The organism is Streptococcus sp. DFI.7.26, assembly GCF_022240605.1.
Taxonomy (GTDB): domain Bacteria; phylum Bacillota; class Bacilli; order Lactobacillales; family Streptococcaceae; genus Streptococcus; species Streptococcus xiaochunlingii.
On record NZ_JAKOGN010000004.1, the window covers coordinates 67,886 to 91,734 of the forward strand.

Consider the following 23,849-nt stretch of genomic DNA (forward strand, 5'->3'; position numbering starts at 1 on the left):
ACATGAAACTTTAGATAGAGGAAGCTTAGTCTTCTTCCATCTTTTGAGGTTGATAGGCCATCATTCCTAGACCAATACACAAGCCCAAAACTAGGGTAAGGAAGGTGACTTGCCCACCTATCTGACCAGATAAGGAAATGGTTTCCCTTAATCCCGATACGGTATAACTCATTGGCAACAGTGGGTGAATAGTTTGGAAGAAACGATTGGTGAGGGCAAGCGGATAAGTCCCTGCACTAGAAGCCAGTTGAAGGAGCAAGAGAATCAAAGAGATAAATGCTCCGACCTTGTTGTTCCATGTCGTTAAGGCGGTTACCACGGACATGAAGGTCACACTTCCTAACACACAGAGGAAGAGAGTCAAGCTTTCATGGTTTGCCGCCATTCCGAGCAGGTGGACAGCTCCGTAGACCAGGACACCAGCCAAGACCGCAATCATCCCGTTCACTTCCAATCTCGATTTAAGCCAAGCCCAACGACTTTCTGGATGACGCCCAGATGGCAATTTGGCAAAAATCATATTGGTAGAGAGAGCCGCGACGAAAAGGGCAACAGATATCATATAAGGTGCCATTCCTACTCCGTTCACTGAAACATTGTCATGGTCTGTCTTCGAAAGAGTGATTGGATCTGACAATACGCTTGCATTTTCTTTTTCAGTGCTAGCGCTATTTAGTTGGTCCTTAGCTGAACTCAAGCCTTGACTAAGATTTTGACTACCTGTTTGGAGATCAGCCAAACCTCCGACAAGAACCTGACCCCCTGCCGCTAATTGACCAGAGCCATCAGCTATCTTAGTTGCACCATCCGCCAATTGCTGAGAACCTGATAGTAACTGACCTGATTTATCCGATAACTGATCAACTCCTGATACCAGTTGATCAACACCGCTAGCCAAAACCGGTGTTTGACCATTTAGTTGACCGATCCCACTAGCTAGCAATCCAGCGCCTGTTGTTAATTCGCTAGACTTACTAGTCAATTGGTTGGCTCCTGAAGCTAATTGATTCATTCCAGCAGTCAGAGTTGGCATTTTCCCATTTAGGTCTCCCAATCCTGCTGCTAGTTGATTACTTCCCATTACCAAGTCACCAGATTTCTGATCCAGCTGACTTGTCCCCGCACTCAATTGAGTAGCTCCTGCAATCAAGCTACTGCTATTATCCGTAAGCTGACTAGCTCCACCGGCTAACTGATCCACCCCTGTCGTATAGAGTTGAACGCCCTGGCTAAGGGTTTGGCTTGCTGGTAGAAGTTGCTCTGTCACTGCGGTCTGTAGGGAGCTCAAGCTAGTTGAAAGAGTATTCAAGGTAGATGAAGCTGTTGGCAAGATCTGGTTGGCACTTTCTTTTACTGTGGCCAAGGGACTCTCGGTTGTTAAGCTTTCTTGCAAGCCTTGAACAGTGGTTAAAATCGCTTGAGCAGCAGTCTCCGTGCTACTTGAAGTAGCAGAGACAGCAGCCGTCATTTCTGCCTGTTGCTCAGCTGTCATCGATTGATAGGCAGCAGTAGCTTGAAGATTTGCTAGCACTGAATTGCGGTCAGCCTGTGCTGCTGCTGAAATCCCTTGAGCAGAGGTGGCGATGCTTGCCAAAGCTGTGCTGAGTTGACTGGTATCTCCGCTCGTATTCTGAATAGCTTCATTTAATTGGGTGAGGCTTGCTGTTAATTGGGCAAGTTGCTCTTGTTGATTTGGTTGCGGAGTGAGTTGTGTGGATAAGGTTTGAATGCCTGTCTCTAACTGAGATACTCCGTTTCTTAAGGCTTCCGATTGGCCGCTTAATTGACTAGCTCCACCACTGAGAGTAGCAAGCCCTGAGCTATAGCTGGTGAGGCCAGCCGTCAAGTTACTAGCACCAACATTCAACTGACTAACTCCCTTTGTGTAGGTATCCAGTCCCGTTGAGAGAGTCGTCATCCCTGTATGCAATTGGCCAATCCCAGAGGCTAACTGTGGCGTTTGACTAGCCATTTGGTTTAAACCATTTCCCAGTTGTCCAACTCCCGACGTATAGGTCGTCAAACCACTACTAAAGGTTGTAAAGCCATCATGAAGTTGCCCAACTCCCGACACGAGAGTCGGAACTTTTTCCTGCATTTGATGAAGACCAGTTCCTAATTGGCCAACTCCATTGGTGTAGGCCAAGAGACCAGTGCTAAGAGTCTGTGCCCCATTTGAAAAAGACAGACTCGAGTTGGACAAGGTGGTCAAATGGTCTGTCAAGGTCTGTCCACCCTCTTTTAGCTGACCAGCACCGGTCGCTAATTTCTGGCTTCCTTCCGCTGCTGTTCCCATACCTGTCTTCAAACTTCCCATCTTTTCGAAAAGAGCGCTGGTATAGGTTTGGGTGACATTGCTAGCAACGGTTTGCTGGATTTTTATCATGGCTGAATCACTCATCTTACCAGCAATAAAGCTATGTCCACTAGATGTTTGGTAGGCAATGGTCATCTGTTCTGGGTGATTGGTTAAGATAGAAGCAGCTTTAGCAGATAGATCCTTAGGCAAGGTCACCACCATATAGTAATCACCCTTTTCCAACCCATCTTTAGCTGCTTTTTCATCGACAATATGAAAATCCAGGGCGTCGCTTTTCTCAAAATTGGACACCATGTCTTTTCCGATTGTCAATTCTTCTTCCTGATAACGAGCTGGCTGGTCTTGATTTACAACTGCTACTGGCAGGTCGGAAACCTTGCCATAAGGATCCCACATAGAGGATAGAAAGATCACATTGTAGAGAGCTGGTATCAAGGCAACCCCGATCATCACAACGATAAAGGTCGGTTTCCTAAAAATCGCTTTCCATTCCTTAAACATTTTTCGTCTCCTTTTTATACACATTGTCTAATTTTTTTGATATAATTGATTATACAGTTCTTTTTAAAAATCGCAAGTTAAAAAAATCATTTTTGGACACTGTGTATAATTTTGTGTATAAAAGAGGGAGACTAGAATGGTTACCGAAAGCAACAAGCGAATAAAAACAAAACGGATCATCCAGGAAGCCATGGTTGACCTGCTTCATAGGGAGTCCTTTGATGAGATTTCAACTGTTCAGTTGGCAAAAGAGGCTGGTATCAGCCGGAGTAGCTTCTATACCCACTACCGTGATAAGTACGATATGATCGAGCGCTACCAACAGGAATTTTTCCACAAAGTTGAATACATCTTCGACAAACAACAAGATGATAAACACCAAGCTGTTACCGAAGTTTTCGAATTTCTCACCAAGGAGCCCCTCTTTGCTGTCCTTCTAACCGAGAATGGGACAAAAGAAATTCAATCCTTCTTGCGACACAAGCTACAAGTTCTACTAGTCGATAGCTTGCAAGAACGTTATGGCCATCGATCTTTGACCGAAATCGAAAGAGACTATAGTTCCGTCTACCTCACCAATGCCTTCTTTGGAGTCTGTCAAATGTGGGTGGCCCGTGGGCAAAAAGAAAGCCCCCAACAAATGGCGGACTTCCTATTAAAAATGCTGGAATAAAAGAGAGTGGGACAGAAATCGGTAATTCGTTAGAATTCGATTTCGTCGTCCCACCTCCGCACAGTTGAGTAGGGCTGTAAAAGCTGATGAAATCAGCGTGGTAGAGCCCACTCAACCACTGCGTCTTGCTCGATAATCCAAAGACAATTGAGAGGCTAGGACTTTTGTCCCAGCCCTTTTATGTTATGTTTCTTTAGTTCCCTGCTCCTAAAAATTGATCCACAAAGAAACTGAAGTAAGATTTTTCTCCTGTGATCAGGACACACTTCCCTTCCAAACCGTATCGTAGGAGTTTGGCCTCCTGATCCTTGAGACGAAGAACTCCCTCTATTTTGAAAAAGTTCCCCTGTTCTGTCCGAGTGGCACTCGAAGCAATTGAGCTAATACGGGCCTCTAGCGTAATTGGTTTTTGTTTACTTCCCTGTGTGCTAAAGCGAATCCGATCACCTACATGAATCGTGGCTATATCTTTTGAAGGGATATAGGTGACAATCTTGACTTCTTTTTCTTTCTGAATGAGAGGATAAACTTGAGCCAAAGGAGTACCTTCCGCTACAATACTCGCTCCTTTTGTTTCATCATTCAAATGAATCACCCCTTCATCCTTGGCTAGAATCCGAGTCTTCTGAAGAAGATTTTCTTGTGTTTTTAACTTACTGTCTAGATCTGCGATTTGCTGAGAAAGAAGCAGCAAATCTTGTCCAACTTTACTCAGCTGTTGAGCTTTCAGAGAGGCTATTTGACTATCTAAGCTGGTCGAAAAAGCTTGTTGGCTTCCGGATCCCGCATATTGGATGCGATAATTAGAAATACTCGCCTCTAACTGTTGGATTTGACTATCTAGCTGACTGATAAAAGAAGCTTGTGCTTGAGCGTTTTCTTCTCCATGTGGTTGCTGAGCGTAACTCTGGTAGAGAGAATAAAGTGGATGAGTCGCATCCAGACTTCTTCCTTCTAGTAGAGCTGATTTTAGACTATGGTAATCAGCTAATCGCTTCTCTTGGTCTTGGATAGCTTGGCCAATTTCTGCTTGACTGGAACTTGCACTGGCATTTTGAGAGGCAATGGTTGCATTCTGTTGATGGACTTGCGCTTGGAGAATCGCTATTTGTTGCTGATAATCCTTAAACAGCTGGTCATACCCAAAATGCTCAGTTCCTGTAAATTGGCTCTCCCCTGTCTCAATGCTCGTTTTCAACAATTTTAATTGTTCCTCCTGTTTCTTTAAGAGGTCGAGCTGTTGCGTTAAGCTCATTCCTTGCTGTTTTTCCTGAACCTCTTGGTATTCTACCAAGATTTCTCCCTTCTTAATCTCTTTATTTTCCTTCAAATGGTTGACTTGGATGGGAGAATTACTCGTTGACTGGATTTGGTCCACCACGCGCGTAGCTTCAATCGTTCCACGACTAGACAAGGTCACTTCCTTCTTGGCAAAGACAGAGAAACCGACAACAAACAGTAGTAAAAGAAAACAAGGGACTACCCATAAACTAGCAAAATTGTGGAAACGTTTCTGATAGAATTCTGCACTTTCAAAATATTTTTCGTTCATCATACTTTCTTTTTTTCTCCTAGTCCTCTCTTAACAAGTAACCAAATGGCTGTAATAGCCATTCTTTTTCAGCAGTTCTTCATGGCTTCCTTCTTCTTTCAGACGACCTTGGTCCATGAGGAAGACTTTTTCAGACCGTTCTGCAATCGTTAACCGATGAGCGATAAAGATAATCGTTTTGTCTAAGGCCATCAAGCGGTCCACAATTTTCTTCTCCGTCAAGATATCCAGGCTGCTGGTCGCTTCATCCAAAATCAGAATCGGAGCATCCGTTAATAAGGCACGCGCCAAGGCAATCCGCTGCCGTTGACCACCAGAGATTCCCATGCCATCCGTAGTCAATTCTGTTTGGTAATTGAGGGGCATACGCTCAATGTCTTCTCGAATTCCTGCGATTTCAACAGCGCGCAAGATATCTTCCTGACTAGTTCCTTCCCGCGCTCCCAGTAACAGGTTCTCTAAAATCGTACCATTAAAGACATAGGGCTGCTGGGGTAAATAATTGATTTGCTGGCGGAGCAAAGTTTTATCCACTTGCTGGATATCCGTTCCTCCTAGGCGAATCGTCCCTTTATTGGGTTGGTAGAAATTCACCATCATCTTTGCTAGCGTGGTTTTTCCAGAACCTGAAATACCAACAAAACTTACCTTGCTCCCTTTTTTAATCGTGAGACTGATATCGGTAAGAACGTTAGCCCCAAAACCGTACTTGTAGTCTACTCCCTCAAAAACCAGATCACCATCGAGAGCCTCACACTTTTGAAGAGGCTTCTTCTCTGCGAACTCAGAGTCTATCAAATAGACTTCATTCAGACGGGTATTGGCCACTCGGGCTGCTTGAAGTTTGGTTTGGAGGTTAATCAAGTTCTCTAAAGGGCCTGTGAAATAAACAAGGAGAGTATTGTAGGTGATCAACTGCCCCAAGCTCAATTCTTGCTTCATGACCAAATGAGCTCCCAACCACAAGACCAAGACATTCAAAATCAACTGGGCCAAGTGCTTGAGCCCCTTTTGTAGACTCTCCGCCTTGCTCATGGCAAAGGACTTCTTGAGATAGTCCACAAATTCTGAGTCAATCTTTTGATAGCGACTACGCTCACTGGTAAGAGACTTGATAGTTTCAATCCCGTTGATATCTTCGATGATGGAAGAAGACAAGACACTATTGGCTTCCATGGTTTCATTATTTAAGCGCTCAAAAGGTTTCATAAAGGCAAAAATAATGACCGCATAAATCGGTAGCAAGAGAATGGTCAAGAAAAAGAGGTGAGCATTTTGGCTAAACAGGACTACTGATAAAATCAAAACAATAGACAGATCCAAAAAGATTGAGAGCAGTGTACTAGCCAGAGCATCGATAATGCGGTTGGCATCTGTAAACCGCGACACCACTTCTCCTGTCCGTCGAGTCGCAAAGAAACTCATAGGCAACTGAAAAACATGCTTAATATAGGACAGAATGACATCAATAGACAAGCGTTGACCTAAAACAAGAAGCAAGTAATCTTGCGCATAGGTTAGGACTTGCTGTAAGATGTAAACCACGATCAACCCTAGTGAAATCACACTCAGCGTCTGCTTCATCTGATCAGGCACATAGGTATCAATAATCGATTGTAAGTAGTAAGAACCCACAATATTGATGAGGGTCACCAATAACGTTGCAAGAACAATATGCAGAACCAATTGCCGCTGTTTAAACAAAAGAGGGACAAAATCTAGGAGCCCATTTTTCTTTTCTTTACTCGGTTGATAGGCTGGAGTCGGGGCCAAGGCGATGACAATCCCTGTCCATTCCTTTTCAAACTCCTCGATGGTCAATTTGGTCATCTTTACCTTTGGATCTGGATCGGCTATGTAAAGATGCTTTTTATCTTTCTTATAGACTACGTAATAATGAGGGAGACGCCCATCCTTGATCACGTGGACAATCAATGGATAGGTCACTCCTTCCAAGTCAAAAAGTGTGCGATCTGCTCGGAAGGCGCGTGTCTCAAATCCCAACTCCTCAGCCACCTTGACCAGACCTAAGGCGGTCGTTCCATCTGCAGTCGTTTTTGCCTTCTCCCGCAGACTGGCCAAAGAATAGTATGAGCCATAGTAGCCAAAGACCATGGCCAAAGCTGCAACACCGCAGTCTCTCATATCAACTTGTTGGCGATAATGTTTTTTCTTAAATCCCATAAGAACCCTTTCCAATCGTTTGTTTCATCTTAACAAAATGGACAATCTGAGAAGAAAAAATCGCTATTTTGTTTATTATTTTAGGTATTTGGTCACAAAAATCTCCAAATCAGGAGAGTTGTTATTTATTTTGTAAAAGAAAAACCGCCTATTTTTACAGGCGGACATTTCTTTCTATGAAGTAAACTTAGGGAGCAAATAACTGAACAAACCCAGAAATCGAGGATTGAAGACAAAACAAAAAGCCCACTGTTGTAGGCTTTCTGCAAGTTTTTTCTTGAAATTAAAGCATTTTGTTGTAGAATTCAACGACAAGTGCTTCGTTGATTTCTGGGTTGATTTCATCGCGTTCTGGCAAACGAGTCAATGAACCTTCCAATTTTTCAGCATCGAATGATACGAATGCTGGACGTCCAAGAGTTGCTTCAACAGCTTCAAGGATAGCTGGAACTTTAGCTGATTTTTCACGAACTGAGATCACTTGACCTGGAGTTACGCGGTATGAAGGGATATCAACGCGTTTTCCGTCAACAAGGATGTGACCGTGGTTAACGAATTGACGAGCTTGACGACGAGTAGTCGCAAGTCCAAGACGGTAAACAACGTTATCCAAACGACGTTCCAAAAGAAGCATGAAGTTGAAACCGACAGTTCCTTCTTTGATCTTAGTAGCTTGTACGAACAAGTTACGGAATTGTTTTTCACCAAGTCCGTAAGAGAAACGAAGTTTTTGTTTTTCAGCTAATTGCAAACCGTATTCTGACAATTTTGAACGGTTGTTTGGTCCGTGTTGACCTGGTACGTAGTTACGACGTGCCAATTCTTTACCTGTACCTGTAAGTGACAAGCCAAGACGGCGAGATTGTTTCCAAGATGGTCCTGTATAACGTGACATTTGAAATGTCCTCCTATAAAAATAATTTTTTGTAGGAAATAACGTTTTAGACAAACCTGATTCGTTCAGAAAGCCTTCGCCCAAACAGCAAAGGTTACTTTTCTAGCTGGCTTCCTGTTGACGAGCTTCATTTTGTCCTGCTGTCATTTCGCACAAATTCTATTATACCACCAATACCGTCCCTTGTAAAGTTGCTTTCTCATTTTTTTGATTTCTTTCTATAAATGAAAAGCAAAATGAGGTGTTCTAGCTAAGGACTTTCTAAATCACATATTTATGACGCGGATGACCATGTATTTTCAGACATATCCAATATTTTTATCTTATTTACAGGAATCTTTACACCTTTTTTACAACCTGTCAATCATGATTGTTCTAATAACCTCCTAAGTTCTCCTATTTTAGTTATATGAAGAATATAGATGAGACTTCTCTTCAAAAGATCCCCCTGTCTAATATTGACAGATATGATTGTGAAATTGACATCTTTGTCAATAAATTTACACAACAAATCTTTATGATATGTTAAGGACATCAAAAAAAAACCATCTCCAAGAAGAGACGGTTGGAAGTTCTAGCTCACCCTAGCCAGATTAGTCTAAGTAATGAATCAGATTTTTCTCAGTCAAAATATCTGAGTAAGTATACGATTCAACATAGGTTGTTGCTGGTTCACCAGGTAAACTGTTTTCATTAGTGTATTCAATAATAAACAAAGAAGGATAGACTTCAATTAATCGACCAAACTTATTTTTTTGACGTTTACGACCATTTTCCAAGGTCATTTCCACAATTTGGCCTTCATGAGCCTTGATTTCTTCTTTGATTTTTTTCATTTTTGCTACATCTGTAAATGCATCACTCATCCATTATTCCTCTATTCTCTTTGATATGCTGGAGAACTTATTATATTCTTTCTGGAAGATTAGCTCCACTGTTCCACGCGCTCCTGAACGGTTTTTTTCAATAATGACTTCAACCTTGTTATTCGGCAAGCCTTCTTCTTCCTCACCTGCACGTTCATAATAGTCATCACGGTATAGGAAGGCAACAATATCTGCATCCTGCTCGATGGATCCTGATTCACGGATATCAGATAGAACCGGCCGCTTATCTTGTCGTTGTTCGACTCCCCGAGATAGCTGACTGAGGGCAATCACAGGAACCTTTAATTCTTTCGCCAAAATTTTTAATTGACGAGAAATTTCTGAGACTTCCTGTTGACGGTTTTCGCGTCCAGTCCCGGTAATCAACTGCAAGTAGTCGATGAGGATTAGACCGAGATTACCTGTCTCTTGTGCTAATTTTCTAGAACGAGACCGAATTTCTGTAATCCGAATACCGGGAGTATCATCTATATAAATGCTGGCATTGGCTAGATTTCCTTGTGCAATGGCATATTTTCGCCACTCATCGTCTGTCAGCTGACCCGTACGAATAGAATGGGATTCAATCAAGCCCTCTGCTGCCAACATCCGGTCTACCAAACTTTCAGCACCCATTTCCAGCGAGAAAATAGCCACTGTTTTATCCAACTTAGTTCCAATATTTTGGGCAATGTTTAGAGCAAAGGCAGTTTTACCAACCGCTGGACGAGCTGCAAGAATAATCAACTCTTCTTCATGAAGACCTGTTGTCATATGATCAAGATCTCGATATCCCGTTGCAATCCCAGTAATATCTGTTGTCTGCAAAGACCGAGTTTCAAGACTTCCAAAGTTGATATTTAAGATATCCTTGATATTCTTGAAACCACTCCGGTTGGCATTTTCACTAACATCAATCAGAGCTTTTTCTGCACCTGCAATAATTTCATCCGACGGACTAGCTCCATCATATGCTTGATTGATGCTCTCCGTTAAACGAGCAATCAGGCGTCTTAGAACCGCTTTTTCAGAAACAATCTTTGCGTAATATTCCGCATTGGCTGAGGTTGGAACAGAGTTGATGATTTCGGCTAGATAAGAGAGACCACCGATATTTTGCAAATCCCCTTGACTATCTAAAATATTGCGAACTGTAGTCGCATCAATAGCATCTCCCCTGTCTGCAAGGTCAATCATCGCCTTAAAAATTAACCGATGGGCATATTTAAAGAAATCTGCTGGCTCAATAAACTCACGAACAAAAACCAGTTTTCCCTCATCAATAAAGATGGCTCCTAAGACAGATTGCTCTGCTTGGATATCTTGAGGCTGGGTTCTTAATTCTTCTATCTCAGCCATAGTCATTCCTTTCTAACGATGTACTTAACCTTCATTTACTCGAATTTGGATAACACCTGTAATATCCTGATAAATTTTAACAGGCACATCAATCAACCCAACAGAGCGAATTGGTGAAGCCACTTGAATGTGACGCTTATCGATTTTAATTCCAAATTGTTTTTGTAGTTCTTCTGCAATTTTTTTATTGGTAATCGAACCAAATGTACGTCCATCAGGACCAATTTTTTCTGTAAATTGGACAACGGTCGTTTCTTCTGCTAATTTTGCTTGAATGTCTTTCGCTTCTGCGACTAATTCCGCATGGGCTTTTTCTTCAGATTTTTGCTTACCACGAAGCTCCCCAATCGCTTGGGCATTGGCTTCCTTAGCTAAATTCTTTTTAATCAAAAAGTTTTGCGCATAACCTGTTGGGACTTCTTTAATTTCCCCTTTTTTTCCTTTTCCTTTTACATCTGCTAAAAAGATAACTTTCATTCTTCTTCCTCCTTATCCTTTTGGACCTCTTCTTGAATACAGTCAATCAACTGGGCACGAACCTGATCGATGGTTACATCTTCCAATTGAGAAGCCGCCGAATTAAAGTGGCCTCCGCCTCCCATTTGCTCCATAATTTTTTGCACGTTGACTTTGCTTCTGCTTCGAGCTGAAATGGAAATGCTTCCTTGTTCATTCAATGCAATAACAAAGGTCGCTTCAATTTTGGACATAGCCAATATACTATCCGCTGCTTTACTAATGGTGACTGTTCCATAAGGAACATCTGCTGCTCCTGTTGCCACAATAATATGTGGGAAGACCATTTGACCATTTAGGATCAATTCATTTACTTCGCGGTACTCATCAAAGTTAGTAGCTGAAATTTCCTGGATGAGAACACTATCACTGCCTCGGCTTCGTAAATAACTAGCTACATCAAATGTACGACTGGTTACGCGAACTGAGAAATTCTTGGTATCCAACATAATACCGGCCATCAGAACACTGGCTTGAATCTTATTCAAGCGGTTCTTCTTAGAATTCTGGAACTGAAGCAATTCAGTAACCAACTCACTCGCACTACTTGCGCCACTTTCAATATAAGTGATCATGGCATTTTCAGGGAAGTCTTCGTCCCGTCTATGGTGATCAATGACAATGACTTGGGAAAATTTCTCATACAAATCATTTGAAAGCGTGAGAGCTGTCTTCGAGTGGTCCACCATAATCAAAAGGGATTGATCGGTTACCATCCGTAAAGCATCTGAAACTGTTACTAGTTTAGTCACTCCATCTGATTGAATTTTTTCAACTGCTCGTTCGATATCCTGAGCCATAGACGTATCATCATAAACTGCATAAGAGCGTTCGTTGATATTGTTTGCAAATAATTGCATCCCAATCGATGCTCCCAAAGCATCCATATCTAATTTTTTATGGCCAACAACAAATACCTGATCAACTGATTTAATTTTTTCAGAAATAGCTGTCATCATCGCACGAGTACGGGTGCGGGTGCGCTTGATAGCAGAGGCTGTCCCACCTCCAAAGAAAATAGGATCCTTGCCTTCTTCTTTTTCTTTTACAACCGCTTGGTCACCCCCTCGGACTTCAGCTAAGTTTAGATTCGATAAAGCAACTCTACCAATTTCATCATGATTGCCATCTCCGTATGAGAATCCCATACTTACCGTAATGGGTAATTCACGATTTTTCGCTTCCTCACGGAATTGGTCAATAATAGAAAATTTGGATTCGATTAATTGTTCAAGAACGGTATAGTCGGTAAAAAGATAAAAGCGATCCATCCCGACTCTTCGGTAAAACATATGGTATTTTTCCGAGAATTCTTCAACAAAGTTTGCAATAAAGCCATTGATGCTACTGATATCCGAATCAGACACAACATCTTCTAAATCATCATAGTTATCTACGGACATAATCCCGATGACCGGCCTAGTCGTTACAAGACCGACGTTGGCCTCATACTCACTAGACGCATCAAAAAAATAAACGACACTGGCCTGGGAATCTAGATAAACAGAATATTTCTTATCTCCAATGGTTGCATAATGGCCTTTCCCTTCAAAAGGGATCGCCAACACTTGTTGCAGGTATTCCACATCGAATTGCCCATCCTCAGTAGAGAAAATCAACTCCGCATAAGGATTGAACCACTCAACTTCATTGGTTTCACCGTTTACCTTGATTACACCAACTGGCATTTTATCCAGTAGCGAGGCCAATCCATTTTCAGCCTGATGATTGACATATTGAATTTGTTCTAGCTCATCCAATTCTACTTGCTTTAATTGATGAAGAAAGAGATAGATGACACCGGAAAGAATCAACAGAATCACGAATAAATTTGCAATTGTGCCACCCAATAATCTGGAACTGATGGCTAATATAATAAATGCTAACAAACCTACCATACAATAATGAATAGGCGTCATACGAAATTTTTTCATCATAAACCTCTGTTGGGCCATTATACCATAAAACATAAGAAAAAGCGAGGCCAGTCAAGCCTTTCCACCAAAGAAAAAGCTGACAGGGATTAAGGTCCGGTCGCTCATTTGTTAAACAGTGTAAAGTATATTTACACTGTTGTAAATATACAGTAAAACGAGAAAAGAAGTAGCTATTTGGCTACTTCTTCCACATATTTACATCATAATAAGTTAGGATTCTTTTTCTTGATTCTTAGAAATGCTTCGACTCTTGCCTTCAAGATACACCATCAAGATAGAAATATCAGCTGGGTTGACACCTGAAATCCGGCTAGCTTGACCAATCGTTTCTGGATTAATCAACTTGAATTTTTGACGAGCTTCTGTTGCGATGGAGTCAATATCGTCCCAGTCAATATTGGCAGGAATTCGTTTTTCTTCCATCCGCTTCATTTTTTCAACCTGATCTAAAGCTTTTGAGATATAACCCTCGTACTTAATTTCAGTTTCAATCAGCTCGATAATCTTATCATCTAGTTCTTCAGCTGCTGGTCCGATAAAGTTGATAACATCTTGATAAGATACTTCTGGTCTTCTCAAGAATTCTTTGGCTGTGACAGCATCTGTCAATGGTTTAAAACCTAGCGCTGCAACCTTCTCGTTCGTTTCCTTTACAGGTTTTAACTTGATACTGTCAAGACGCTTCATTTCATTTTCAAACTGATACTTCTTGGTTTCAAAACGTGCCCAACGTTCATCGTCAACCAAACCAACCTCGTGACCGATTTCTGTTAAGCGCATATCTGCATTATCATGACGAAGAATCAAACGGTATTCTGCACGGCTAGTCAACAGACGATAGGGCTCAACTGTTCCTTTGGTTACCAAGTCATCGATCATGACCCCAATATAACCATCACTCCGTTTCAAGATGAGCTCTGGTTTTCCTTGGATTTTCAGCGCAGCATTAATCCCTGCCACAATTCCTTGGCCAGCAGCTTCTTCATAACCAGATGTTCCATTGGTTTGGCCTGCGGTAAAGAGACCTGAGATTTTCTTGGTTTCTAAAGTTGCCCGCAATTGATGTGGGAGGACCATATCATACTCAATCGCATAACCCGTTCGCATCATCTCAGCATTCTCAAGTCCCTTGATTGAATGAACCAGATCTCGTTGCACATCTTCTGGTAAACTGGTTGACAAGCCTTGGACATAAACTTCTTCTGTATTGCGTCCTTCTGGCTCAAGGAATAGCTGGTGGCGTTCCTTATCCGCAAAGCGAACAATCTTATCTTCAATAGATGGACAATAGCGAGGTCCAACTCCCTTTACAACACCTGTAAACATTGGAGCTCGGTGTAAATTGCTGTTGATGATTTCGTGACTTTGACTATTGGTATAGGTTAACCAACAAGGGATTTGATCCTTTAAATAATCCTCGTCACGCGAATTGTAAGAAAAGTGATTTGGATTTTCATCACCTGGTTGAATTTCCGTTTCTTCATAATTGATTGACGATGCCTTTACACGTGGTGGCGTACCTGTTTTGAACCGTCCAATTTCTAGTCCAAGATTCTTGAGATTTTCAGCCAAATTGATAGAAGCAAGGCTATGGTTAGGGCCTGATGAATACTTGAGATCCCCAATGATGATTTCTCCACGTAAAGCCGTTCCAGTCGTGACAATGACAGCCTTGGCCCCATATTCTTGGTGGGTCGCAGTTCGAACACCAATAACCTTCTCATCTTCTACCAAAATTTCATCAATCATGGTTTGGCGAAGGGTCAAGTTTTCTTGATTCTCAACTGTCTTACGCATTTCCTTAGAATAGAGCTCTTTATCTGCTTGAGCACGAAGCGCACGAACAGCTGGTCCCTTTCCTGTATTCAACATCTTCATCTGAATATAGGATTTGTCAATATTCTTGGCCATCTCTCCACCGAGAGCATCTACCTCACGGACCACAATCCCTTTTGCAGAACCACCAATCGAAGGATTACATGGCAAAAACGCCAACATTTCGATATTGATGGTTGCAAGTAAAACTTTACAACCCATTCGGCTCGCAGCAAGGGAGGCTTCTACCCCAGCATGCCCCGCTCCGATTACAATAATATCGTATTCTTCTATAAAATTATAAGTCATTTTTTCTCCTATTCTTTAAGATGGATGTGTCGTAATTGTCCGTCCCAATCTGGTAAGGCGGTTTTTAAAAATGCCGGCTTCAGATTAACAGTATGTAGATCATCTAAAGCAAGCCACCGGCAAGGTAATGGCTTCGCATCTTCTTGCATGGTTAACGGTGCATCTTCCAGCAAGTCCACTAAATAATGGAACTCGATATTATGATAGTGGACCTCAGCTTGTTCAAAGCGATTTTCAACAATGAAAGCTAACTGAACCGCTCTAGAAGCGACCCCAAGTTCCTCTTTTACTTCTCGAACTACGGCATCTTCAGTAGCTTCATCCACTTGAATAGCACCTCCGATTGTATAAAAACCGTCCTCATCTTCTACGACTAACAAGCGATTGTCTTTTACAATCAAAGCAGTCGCTCTCACACCAAAAACCGTTTGGTTTGACTTGGTCCGAAAATCCTGTTCTTGCATGTAACTTCCTTTCGAAACGACACAAAAATAGTCAAAACTCTGAGAAGTGCAGGACAAAAAAGCCTGCAACATCCATGAGCTTTGACCATCACTTCTATTGCTTTTATTATTGTAGCAAATTGAGAAAATTTGTCAATTTAAATATACTGACAAACTTTACCATCTCGATAAGCATTGTCAATTAGTCCACCACCGAGACACTCTTCACCATCGTAAAAGACAACAGCCTGACCTGGTGTAATGGCCCGTTGAGGTTCTGCAAAAATTACCTCTGCCTTGTCACCCTTGACATGCACAGTCACTTTGGAATCTGGCTGGCGATAACGGAACTTGGCTGTACACTCCAATGTAAACTCTTCTGGCATCTCTCGTGTAAAGTGAACTTGACTAGCTTGTAAACTTGTTGACATCAGTGCTTCATGATAGAATCCTTGACCGACATACAGAATATTTTGACTCAGATCTTTACCAACGACAAACCAAGGAGCATTGTCCCCACCTTGTTGGCCACCAATTCCAAGTCCACCCCGCTGACCGATCGTATAATACATCAAACCGGCATGTTCGCCCATATCCCGTCCATCTACGGTCATCATTCGGCCTGGTTGGGCAGGAAGGTAGTTCCCTAGAAACTCTTTGAAATTCTTTTCTCCAATAAAGCAGATCCCAGTGGAGTCTTTCTTTTTAGCCGTTGCCAATCCAGCCTCTTCAGCCAACCGGCGAACCTCAGGTTTTTCCAAATGTCCCAACGGGAACATGGTTTTTTGAAGTTGTTCTTGTGACAACTGGCTTAGGAAATAAGTTTGATCCTTCCCGTTGTCAACACCGCGTAGCATATGAACAATGCCATCCTCATCACGCGCCACACGAGCATAGTGACCCGTGGCTACATAATCGGCACCAAGTGTCATGGCATAATCTAAGAAGGCCTTAAATTTGATTTCCTTATTACACATGACATCCGGATTTGGTGTCCGGCCTGCACGATATTCTGCAAGGAAATATTCAAAGACACGATCCCAGTATTCTTTCTCAAAGTTGACAGAATAGTAAGGTATGCCAATTTGATCTGCAACCGCTGCTACATCTTTGTAATCTTCTGTAGCTGTACAGACGCCATTTTCGTCTGTGTCGTCCCAGTTTTTCATGAAGATGCCGATGACATCGTAACCCTGTTGCTTTAATAATAAAGCTGTTACAGATGAATCAACACCACCACTCATACCAACAACAACACGTGTTTTCGAGTTATCACTCATAGATTTCTCCCATCTTTTCGTTTCTCACGATTGAAGGTCGTGGTGTGCTTCAACGATTGAAGGTCGTTTTGAGCATTATCAATTGTAACACGCTTTATAGTAGAAAACAAGCATCTTGCCATTCTTCTTATTGGCTATTGTATCTATATGTTTACAAGTCTGTAAATCAAAAAAGAGTCCATTTGCTGAACTCTTTCATTTACTTTAATACCAGCCATTGGCCAGCCAGAAGTTTTTAGCCGCCGACCATGATCCATATCGGTTTACAACATATTGATTGGCTACTTTTTCCTGGTTTTCTGGTGACAAGTCGCCGTTTAAATAAGAAAGGGATAACTGGTAACGACCATAATATTGGCCATTTTGTGCTGTGTAACTGCCACTTGATTCCTTCTGGGCAATCCATTCTTTAGCCACTGCATCTTCGGCACTCAAGCCATCTGAAGCAGATACCGTAGTTGTTGCTTTACTAGTGGTAGCTTGCTCTGTAGTATTAGTTGTTGCCTTCTCATCTTCAATCTCTAAAACTTGACCAACTGTAATGAGGTTAACATTGCTAATCTTATTTTTCTTAGCAATCGCATCAACCGTTGTATTCTTCTCTTTAGCAATAGCTGATAAGGTATCACCTGACTTTACAGTGTAAGATTCTGCACTGGCAAGGACGGGAATAAACATTCCAGATAATAAGCTCAGTCCGATTACACGTTTTACAAATATTTTTTTATTCATGTTTTTACACTCCTTTTCTGTATGTTCTTTATCTTACAGAAGAAATGTTTCAGAAACTTTATGAAATCACGTCAAATGTTTCAATAATATGTTAGCAAGAATAAAAAACACCTCAAATAAACTAGTTTTAAGTATCTTTTAAGTTTAAAACAAAATTTCCCTCTTAAATAGAAGAAAACATGCCCTAGATTTGTTATAATGAAAGAAAAGAAACCCTAAGGAGCTGACTGATGAATTCGCTTAAATTCCAATCCGTATTTGATATTATTGGACCGGTTATGATTGGACCTTCTAGTAGCCACACTGCTGGAGCTGTTCGTATTGGAAAAATTGTCTCTTCTATTTTTGGAGAGGATCCTACAGAAGTTGAATTTCAGTTGTTTAATTCCTTTGCCAAAACCTATCGCGGCCACGGGACAGACTTGGCCCTTGTAGCTGGTATTTTGGGGATGGACACAGATGATCCAAGAATCCCCAATAGTCTTGAAATTGCTCATGAAAGAGGAATTCGAATCGTCTGGTCTATTCAAAAAGAGAGCAATGCGCCTCATCCAAATACGACGACCATCACGGTGAAAAATGAACACAAAACCATCTCCGTCACAGGGATTTCCATTGGTGGGGGAAACATACAAGTTACCGAGTTAAATGGCTTTTCAATTTCTCTAAACATGAACACCCCAACAATTATTATCGTTCACCAAGACGTTCCTGGTATGATTGCCCATGTGACAGAAGCCCTTTCCCGCTATGATATCAATATCGCCCAAATGAACGTAACCCGTGAAAAAGCCGGTGAAAAGGCTATTATGATTATTGAAGTGGATTCTCGTAATTGTGACGAAGCTATTGAGTTAATCCGTCAAATTCCCCATTTACACAATGTGAATTTCTTTCAATAAGGAGACCCCATGTTTTATTCCATTACCGAACTAGTTGAGCAAGCGACCCTCCACTATGAAGGAAATGTCGCAGAATTAATGATTGCAACTGAGTTTGAACTAACTGGTCGCGAGCGCGAAGAAGTTCTGACTCTTATGACACGAAACCTTGAGGTCATGAAAGAATCCGTTCATCTTGGACTCAATGACCAACTTTCTAGAAGTGGCTTGACCGGAGGAGATGCTGCAAAATTGGATCGCTATATTCGATCTGGAAAAGCCCTCTCCGACTATACTGTCCTAACCGCAGCCAAAAATGCTATTGCTGTCAACGAACACAATGCAAAAATGGGCTTAGTCTGTGCTACTCCCACTGCTGGATCAGCCGGTTGCTTACCCGCTGTTCTTACTTCAGCCATCGAGAAACTACAGTTAGATGAACACCAACAATTAGAGTTCTTATTGGCGGCAGGAGCCTTTGGTCTGGTTATTGCCAACAATGCATCGATTTCAGGAGCCGAGGGAGGCTGTCAAGCTGAGGTTGGGTCAGCCTCTGCTATGAGCGCAGCAGCTTTAACTCTAGCAGCGGGAGGAAGTCCCTACCAAGCTAGTCAAGCCATTTGTTTCGTCATTAAAAATATGCTAGGCTTAATTTGTGATCCTGTTGCAGGACTGGTAGAGGTTCCTTGTGTCAAACGAAATGCTATGGGTGCAAGCTATGCCTATATTGCAGCAGATATGGCTCTGGCAGGAATTGAATCCAAAATCCCTGTTGATGAAGTCATCGATGCTATGTACCAGGTCGGATCAAGCCTACCAACTGCCTTTAGAGAAACGGCCGAAGGTGGTCTGGCAGCGACTCCAACTGGGAAACGCCTACAGCAAGAAATATTTGGAGACTAATCTATGAAGTACATATTTTTCGACTTGGATGGGACTTTAGTCGATAGTTCCCAAGGTATTGAGACCACCTTTCTACACACTTTTAAGGTGCTGGGAGTTCCTGCACCTGATAAAGAAACTATTCGAACCTTTATGGGTCCTCCACTCAAGGTTACGTTTACTAAACATGTCCCAAAAGAACTGGTCGCAAAAGCTGTAGAAATCTATCGCACCTATTACAAAGAAACCGGCCAACAACAAACCTATCTCTACCCAGGTATCAAAGAACTCCTTCAGCAATTGAAGGAATTGGGTTATCACTTATTCATCACCACCTCTAAGAATCAGGAAGTGAGTCTCGAAATAGCCCATTCACTAGGAATTAGTGATTGCTTTGAAGAGATTTATGGTTCTATCCCAGGATCTATGCACAAAGCTGATATCATTCAGCGTGTACTGGTGGACCATCAAATTCCAAAAGAGGAAGCTTGCATCGTTGGGGATACTAAATTTGATATTATTGGGGGAAAAACCATTGGTATTCACACAATTGCAGTCAGTTGGGGATTTGCACCTCTAGAGCAATTAAAAGAGGAAACTCCCGATACCATCGTAGATTCCCCCCTAGCTTTACTAACTCATTTAAGTTAATAAAAGAGGTTTACAAATTTGTAAACCTCTTTTATGTATAAAATCACCTATGGGTAAGATCATCCATGGTTCACTAAGGTTGACTAACAAAGTCATTTTCTTTACAGCTCTTTCCAATCCTTGTCAAGATAAGAAACAAAATAAAAAGAGGGTTTAACCTCTTTTTTAGTATCCCCAAGCTGAAAGCCCTTGGTTTGAATAGGCATTATAAGCTGCTTGGATTTGATCATCAACTGTAGCAGTTGAACCCCAACCTGGCATTGTTTGGAAAAGACCACTAGCTCCAGATGGATTTGCTGCGTTCACTTGACCATTTGATTCACGTGCAATAATGGCTTCCCAAGTTGATGCAGGAACTCCTGTCATTTCAGCCATACGAGCCGCTGCATAGGATCCAACTTCTCCAGCAGTATTCCCATTTGCAAGTACAATACCATTTCCAGAATTCGTAACAACAGGTGCTGCATTATAAGTGACAGTAGTTGTTGTTTCTGCCACTACTTGATTTGTAGAAGCTTCGGCTGCTGGTTCTTGACTTACTGTGGCAGTATTTACTTTGTTGATCAATGATTTTGAACGTTCACCCAACTCAATAATTTGACCTGCATGGATCAAATCTTGGTTGCTGATTTGATTCAATTCAACAAGTTTTTCGATAGTAGTGTTATTCTTAATCGCAATTTCTGATAAAGTATCACCATATTTTACTTCATATGTTTCAGCATTCACTACCACACCAGAAACAAAAAGTGAAAGAGCTGAGATAATAGAAGTTAATGTCCATTGGACTTTTTTTGTGTTCATCAATACATTCTCCTTTCGAACATAATACTATCTTACACATTAAATGTTACAGTTAGTTATATTTTATGTTACAAAGGTTACAAAATCATGTATTTTTCATGCAAAAAACGCTATAAATAGCGTTTTTCTTCATTTTTTTAGAAAAAATCCCCTATATGTAGTGGTGGTATTCTAATATTTCAACCAAAAAATGATAGCACCAACTGCCGCTATAGACAGAATAGCTACACTATCTAAAACTTGCCATTTTAACTGCCTATATCGGCTTCTTCCCTCTCCACTTTTATAACCTCTTGCCTCCATGGCAATTGCAAGAGCATCTGCACGTTTAAAACTTGATGCAAACAAGGGAATTAAAATCGGTATAAATGAGCGAATCTTCTGAAGGAGATTCCCTTCTCCAAAATCAACCCCTCGGGCTCTCTGTGCATTCATAATGCGAATCGTATCATCCATTAGAGTGGGAACGAAACGAAGGCTCATAGACAACATGAGTCCAATTTCATGAGCAGGAACTTTGATGATTTTAAATGGAGTTAACAACTTTTCTACGGCATCTGCTAAGCTTAAGGGCGTTGTTGTCAGTGTTAAAATCGTTGAAAATACAACAATGAGAATAAAACGACAAAAGATCACACCAGCTTGCGCAAGTCCTTTATCCGTTAAAGTCAAAAAATAAAATTGAAATAAGGCCTTACCGCCAGTTGTTGCAAACAACTGAAAGAGTGTAGTGAAAGCAATGATAAAGACCATTGATTTCAGGCCATTAATAAAAAAGCGGAAGGGGATCTTGGCACTCAAAATCAACGCAAAGGCCAACAAAAACAACAGGGCATTCGTCAACACATTATTGGCCCAAAACAAAATAACAATTAACAAGAAAAGTCCTAGTAACTTTGCTCTTGGATCCATACGATGGAGAATGGAATTACCTGGTACATATCGTCCTAAAATCATACTATTCATGTCCAATTAACTCCTTAAACTCCTGTAAAGTGATTGGTAAAGTTGGCAAAGATAGTCCTTTTTGACGTAAGCGCCAAGCAAATTTCGTCACTTTCGGTACACCTAATTGTATGTTTTCTAATCCTTCTACATCCTGAAATACATCCCTTGGATGCCCAGACCTCACCATTCGTCCTTTTTCCAAAACATAAACAAGATTTGCGTATTCTGCCACATCTTCCATAGAATGACTAACAAGAACGATGGTCATCCCAGCTTGATGAAGTGACGCGAATAGCTTCATTAATTCCCGTCTACCTGACGGATCCAAACCAGCTGTCGGCTCGTCCAAGACCAAAATTTCAGGTTCCATCGCTAAAATGCCTGCAATAGCGACCCGTCTCATTTGCCCTCCAGACAATTCAAAGGGACTCCGTTCAAACAACTCTTCAGAAAGACCGACTAAGCGTAATTTTTCCTTAGCAATGCTCTCAGCTGATTCTTGGTCTACTCCAAAATTTTGAGGCCCAAATGCGACATCTTTTACAACAGTCTCAGCAAATAGTTGACTTTCTGGAAATTGAAAGACGAGACCCACTTTTTTCCGAAGATCCTTTAGCTCTTTTTGAGAAGACTCAGAACTAATGCGCATATCATTCATTTGCACTTCCCCTCGACTGGGCAAAAGCAAACCATTTAATAATTGGAGGATGGTTGATTTTCCACTTCCAGTATGCCCAATTAGAGCTGTATAAGAACCGCTTGGGATTTCTATATTCACATCAAAAAGAGCCGTTCCTTCAAAAGGAGTACCTTCTTGATAGGTATAACTAAGCTGTTTTAAAGCAATTCCCATAATAGTTTCTCTAGCTCTCCTTCAGTCTGATAGGTTTCTCCAACTGGAAAACCTTTTTGATGTAACATGCTGCGCAATCGATTAGCGAAAGGTTCTTCTAATCCAATTTCATCTAGATCATCTCGAGAAAAGAGTTCTCTTGGAGTCAGATCCAAGGTCGCTTTTCCTTTTTCAAAGAGAATAACCCGATCACTTAGGGAAACTTCCTCTAAATCATGGGTAATAGAAATAACGGTTAACCCATATCGTTCTTTGACTTCTCGAACCGTACGAATTAGTTCTAGACGCCCTTCAGGATCCAACATACTGGTTGCTTCATCTAAAATGATGATTTTAGGTCGTAAAGCAATAATTCCAGCAATGGCCACTCGTTGCTTTTGTCCACCGGATAACCTAGCGGGTTCTCGATCTTTGAACTCATCCATGCGGACCATCTTCAAAGCTTCGTCTACTCGTTGCACCATTTCATCTCTTGGAATTCCTTGGTTCTCCAACCCAAACGCCACATCATCTTCAACTGTAGCTCCAACAAACTGGTTATCTGGATTCTGGAAAACCATGCCAATCTCACTACGTTTATCCCAAACATTTTCAGGAGTTAACAAATCTCCGGAAATATAGATTTGACCAGATTCCGGTTCCAACAAGCCATCAATCAAGCGGACCACTGTTGATTTACCACTTCCGTTATGTCCAATAATGGATAACCATTCACCATGTTTCACGTGAAACGAAATATCATTTAACTGATGGTTCTCATCTGTTTTTTGGTATTTAAATGTAAGATTTCGAACTTCTATAATATTATTCATTTATCTAAAGGTATCTTTAAAGAGGTAGGCACTGCCTTTAAAGTATTCATATCCAGAGTAGACTGTAAAGATTAGCGCAACATAAAGCGTAATTTGACCCAATAAGTCCCAATGGAAGAGAAGGAAAATAATGGCAAACATTTGTGAGAAGGTTTTAATTTTTCCAGGCATAGCTGCTGGCAAAACAACTCCTCCTGTTTCAACCAATAACAGACGGAGGCCAGTTACGGCTAATTCACGGCAAATAATAACTGCTGTAATCCAGGCTGGAACCATCTTTAATTCAATCATCATGATAAAGGCAGACATGACAAGAAGCTTATCAGCCATGGGATCCGCAAATTTCCCAAAGTTACTAACAACTTTCCATTTACGAGCTAAATAACCGTCCAAATAATCGGTGATACTAGCAACTGCAAAGACAATAGCTGCTGCTACATGCCAACCATAACCTTTACCAAATATTAGCATCAAAATAAAAATAGGAATAAACACAATACGAATCAGTGTTAAGGCATTTGGGATATTTTCTTTTTTCATTCTAGTCTCCTTACTAGTTTACATGATCATTTACATCTATTTGACAAAATAGACGTCGTTTTAATTCGACAAAAACATCATTCCACTCTTTTCCCG

The 23,849-nt window shown here is 41.3% G+C and carries 21 protein-coding genes; 4 read left to right on the forward strand and 17 right to left on the reverse strand.

Going from position 1 to position 23,849, the window contains the following annotated elements; translation table 11 throughout:
* Window positions 1–25: 25 nt before the first annotated feature.
* Window positions 26–2,821: a YhgE/Pip domain-containing protein gene (locus tag L0M85_RS05550; RefSeq protein ID WP_125329305.1), complete on the reverse strand. Its 2,796-nt coding sequence runs from the start codon at window positions 2,819–2,821 to the stop codon at window positions 26–28.
* Window positions 2,822–2,957: 136 nt separating this feature from the next.
* On the opposite strand from L0M85_RS05550, the gene L0M85_RS05555 reads away from it, so the two are divergent.
* Window positions 2,958–3,494, forward strand: a complete 537-nt coding sequence (locus tag L0M85_RS05555) for a TetR/AcrR family transcriptional regulator (protein WP_006595361.1) — start codon at window positions 2,958–2,960, stop codon at window positions 3,492–3,494.
* A gap of 193 nt (window positions 3,495–3,687) precedes the next feature.
* Here the strand turns inward: L0M85_RS05555 and L0M85_RS05560 are convergent, their stop codons facing one another.
* The 11 genes from L0M85_RS05560 to L0M85_RS05610 form a co-directional block, all read right to left on the reverse strand.
* Window positions 3,688–5,049 carry a bacteriocin secretion accessory protein gene (locus L0M85_RS05560; protein ID WP_048690969.1) on the reverse strand — a complete coding sequence of 454 codons (1,362 nt, stop codon included), beginning with the start codon at window positions 5,047–5,049 and terminating at the stop codon, window positions 3,688–3,690.
* 27 nt (window positions 5,050–5,076) lie between these two features.
* Window positions 5,077–7,230 carry a peptide cleavage/export ABC transporter ComA gene (comA, locus tag L0M85_RS05565; protein ID WP_125329307.1) on the reverse strand — a complete coding sequence of 718 codons (2,154 nt, stop codon included), beginning with the start codon at window positions 7,228–7,230 and terminating at the stop codon, window positions 5,077–5,079.
* Window positions 7,231–7,513: 283 nt separating this feature from the next.
* Window positions 7,514–8,125 carry a 30S ribosomal protein S4 gene (rpsD, locus tag L0M85_RS05570; RefSeq protein WP_003009175.1) on the reverse strand — a complete coding sequence of 204 codons (612 nt, stop codon included), beginning with the start codon at window positions 8,123–8,125 and terminating at the stop codon, window positions 7,514–7,516.
* Between the two features lie 593 nt (window positions 8,126–8,718).
* The gene (locus L0M85_RS05575; protein ID WP_006595358.1) at window positions 8,719–8,991 is read right to left on the reverse strand and encodes a Veg family protein; all 273 of its coding nucleotides are present in this window, start codon (window positions 8,989–8,991) and stop codon (window positions 8,719–8,721) included.
* Between the two features lie 3 nt (window positions 8,992–8,994).
* Window positions 8,995–10,350, reverse strand: a complete 1,356-nt coding sequence (gene dnaB, locus L0M85_RS05580) for a replicative DNA helicase (protein WP_238656634.1) — start codon at window positions 10,348–10,350, stop codon at window positions 8,995–8,997.
* A 24-nt stretch (window positions 10,351–10,374) separates the two neighbouring features.
* On the reverse strand, window positions 10,375–10,827 hold the full coding sequence (gene rplI, locus L0M85_RS05585; RefSeq protein WP_126405000.1) for a 50S ribosomal protein L9: 453 nt from the start codon (window positions 10,825–10,827) through the stop codon (window positions 10,375–10,377).
* Entirely contained in the window at window positions 10,824–12,821 is a 1,998-nt protein-coding gene (locus L0M85_RS05590; RefSeq protein ID WP_238656635.1) for a DHH family phosphoesterase, read from the reverse strand. Before L0M85_RS05590 ends, rplI begins: the two co-directional genes overlap by 4 nt.
* Window positions 12,822–13,013: 192 nt before the next feature.
* Entirely contained in the window at window positions 13,014–14,927 is a 1,914-nt protein-coding gene (mnmG, locus tag L0M85_RS05595; RefSeq protein ID WP_238656636.1) for a tRNA uridine-5-carboxymethylaminomethyl(34) synthesis enzyme MnmG, read from the reverse strand.
* Between the two features lie 8 nt (window positions 14,928–14,935).
* The gene (locus tag L0M85_RS05600) at window positions 14,936–15,391 is read right to left on the reverse strand and encodes an NUDIX hydrolase (protein WP_048789930.1); all 456 of its coding nucleotides are present in this window, start codon (window positions 15,389–15,391) and stop codon (window positions 14,936–14,938) included.
* Window positions 15,392–15,528: 137 nt separating this feature from the next.
* Window positions 15,529–16,650, reverse strand: a complete 1,122-nt coding sequence (gene mnmA / locus L0M85_RS05605; RefSeq protein ID WP_048715081.1) for a tRNA 2-thiouridine(34) synthase MnmA — start codon at window positions 16,648–16,650, stop codon at window positions 15,529–15,531.
* Window positions 16,651–16,854: 204 nt separating this feature from the next.
* Complete coding sequence (locus tag L0M85_RS05610) at window positions 16,855–17,382, reverse strand: LysM peptidoglycan-binding domain-containing protein (protein ID WP_238656637.1); 528 nt, start codon at window positions 17,380–17,382, stop codon at window positions 16,855–16,857.
* 230 nt (window positions 17,383–17,612) lie between these two features.
* Between L0M85_RS05610 and sdaAB the strand changes: the two genes are divergently transcribed.
* Genes sdaAB through L0M85_RS05625 form a run of 3 tightly spaced genes read left to right on the forward strand, consistent with a single transcriptional unit; the run spans window position 17,613 to window position 19,796 of the window.
* Entirely contained in the window at window positions 17,613–18,284 is a 672-nt protein-coding gene (gene sdaAB / locus L0M85_RS05615; RefSeq protein ID WP_238656638.1) for an L-serine ammonia-lyase, iron-sulfur-dependent subunit beta, read from the forward strand.
* A 9-nt stretch (window positions 18,285–18,293) separates the two neighbouring features.
* Entirely contained in the window at window positions 18,294–19,166 is an 873-nt protein-coding gene (gene sdaAA, locus L0M85_RS05620; RefSeq protein WP_238656639.1) for an L-serine ammonia-lyase, iron-sulfur-dependent, subunit alpha, read from the forward strand.
* A 3-nt stretch (window positions 19,167–19,169) separates the two neighbouring features.
* Entirely contained in the window at window positions 19,170–19,796 is a 627-nt protein-coding gene (locus L0M85_RS05625) for an HAD hydrolase-like protein (protein ID WP_238656640.1), read from the forward strand.
* A 165-nt stretch (window positions 19,797–19,961) separates the two neighbouring features.
* Here L0M85_RS05625 and L0M85_RS05630 read toward each other — a convergent pair whose 3' ends face one another.
* The 5 genes from L0M85_RS05630 to pgsA form a co-directional block, all read right to left on the reverse strand.
* On the reverse strand, window positions 19,962–20,600 hold the full coding sequence (locus tag L0M85_RS05630) for a LysM peptidoglycan-binding domain-containing protein (RefSeq protein ID WP_238656641.1): 639 nt from the start codon (window positions 20,598–20,600) through the stop codon (window positions 19,962–19,964).
* Between the two features lie 171 nt (window positions 20,601–20,771).
* Window positions 20,772–21,566, reverse strand: coding sequence for an energy-coupling factor transporter transmembrane protein EcfT (locus L0M85_RS05635; RefSeq protein WP_238656642.1), 795 nt, complete (start codon window positions 21,564–21,566; stop codon window positions 20,772–20,774).
* A complete protein-coding gene (locus L0M85_RS05640) occupies window positions 21,559–22,401 on the reverse strand; it encodes an energy-coupling factor ABC transporter ATP-binding protein (protein WP_238656643.1) in 843 nt (280 codons plus the stop codon). The genes L0M85_RS05635 and L0M85_RS05640 overlap by 8 nt, the downstream gene beginning before the upstream one ends.
* On the reverse strand, window positions 22,386–23,213 hold the full coding sequence (locus tag L0M85_RS05645) for an energy-coupling factor ABC transporter ATP-binding protein (protein WP_006595344.1): 828 nt from the start codon (window positions 23,211–23,213) through the stop codon (window positions 22,386–22,388). The genes L0M85_RS05640 and L0M85_RS05645 overlap by 16 nt, the downstream gene beginning before the upstream one ends.
* The gene (gene pgsA / locus L0M85_RS05650; RefSeq protein WP_006595343.1) at window positions 23,214–23,753 is read right to left on the reverse strand and encodes a CDP-diacylglycerol--glycerol-3-phosphate 3-phosphatidyltransferase; all 540 of its coding nucleotides are present in this window, start codon (window positions 23,751–23,753) and stop codon (window positions 23,214–23,216) included.
* Between the last annotated feature and the right edge of the window lie 96 nt (window positions 23,754–23,849).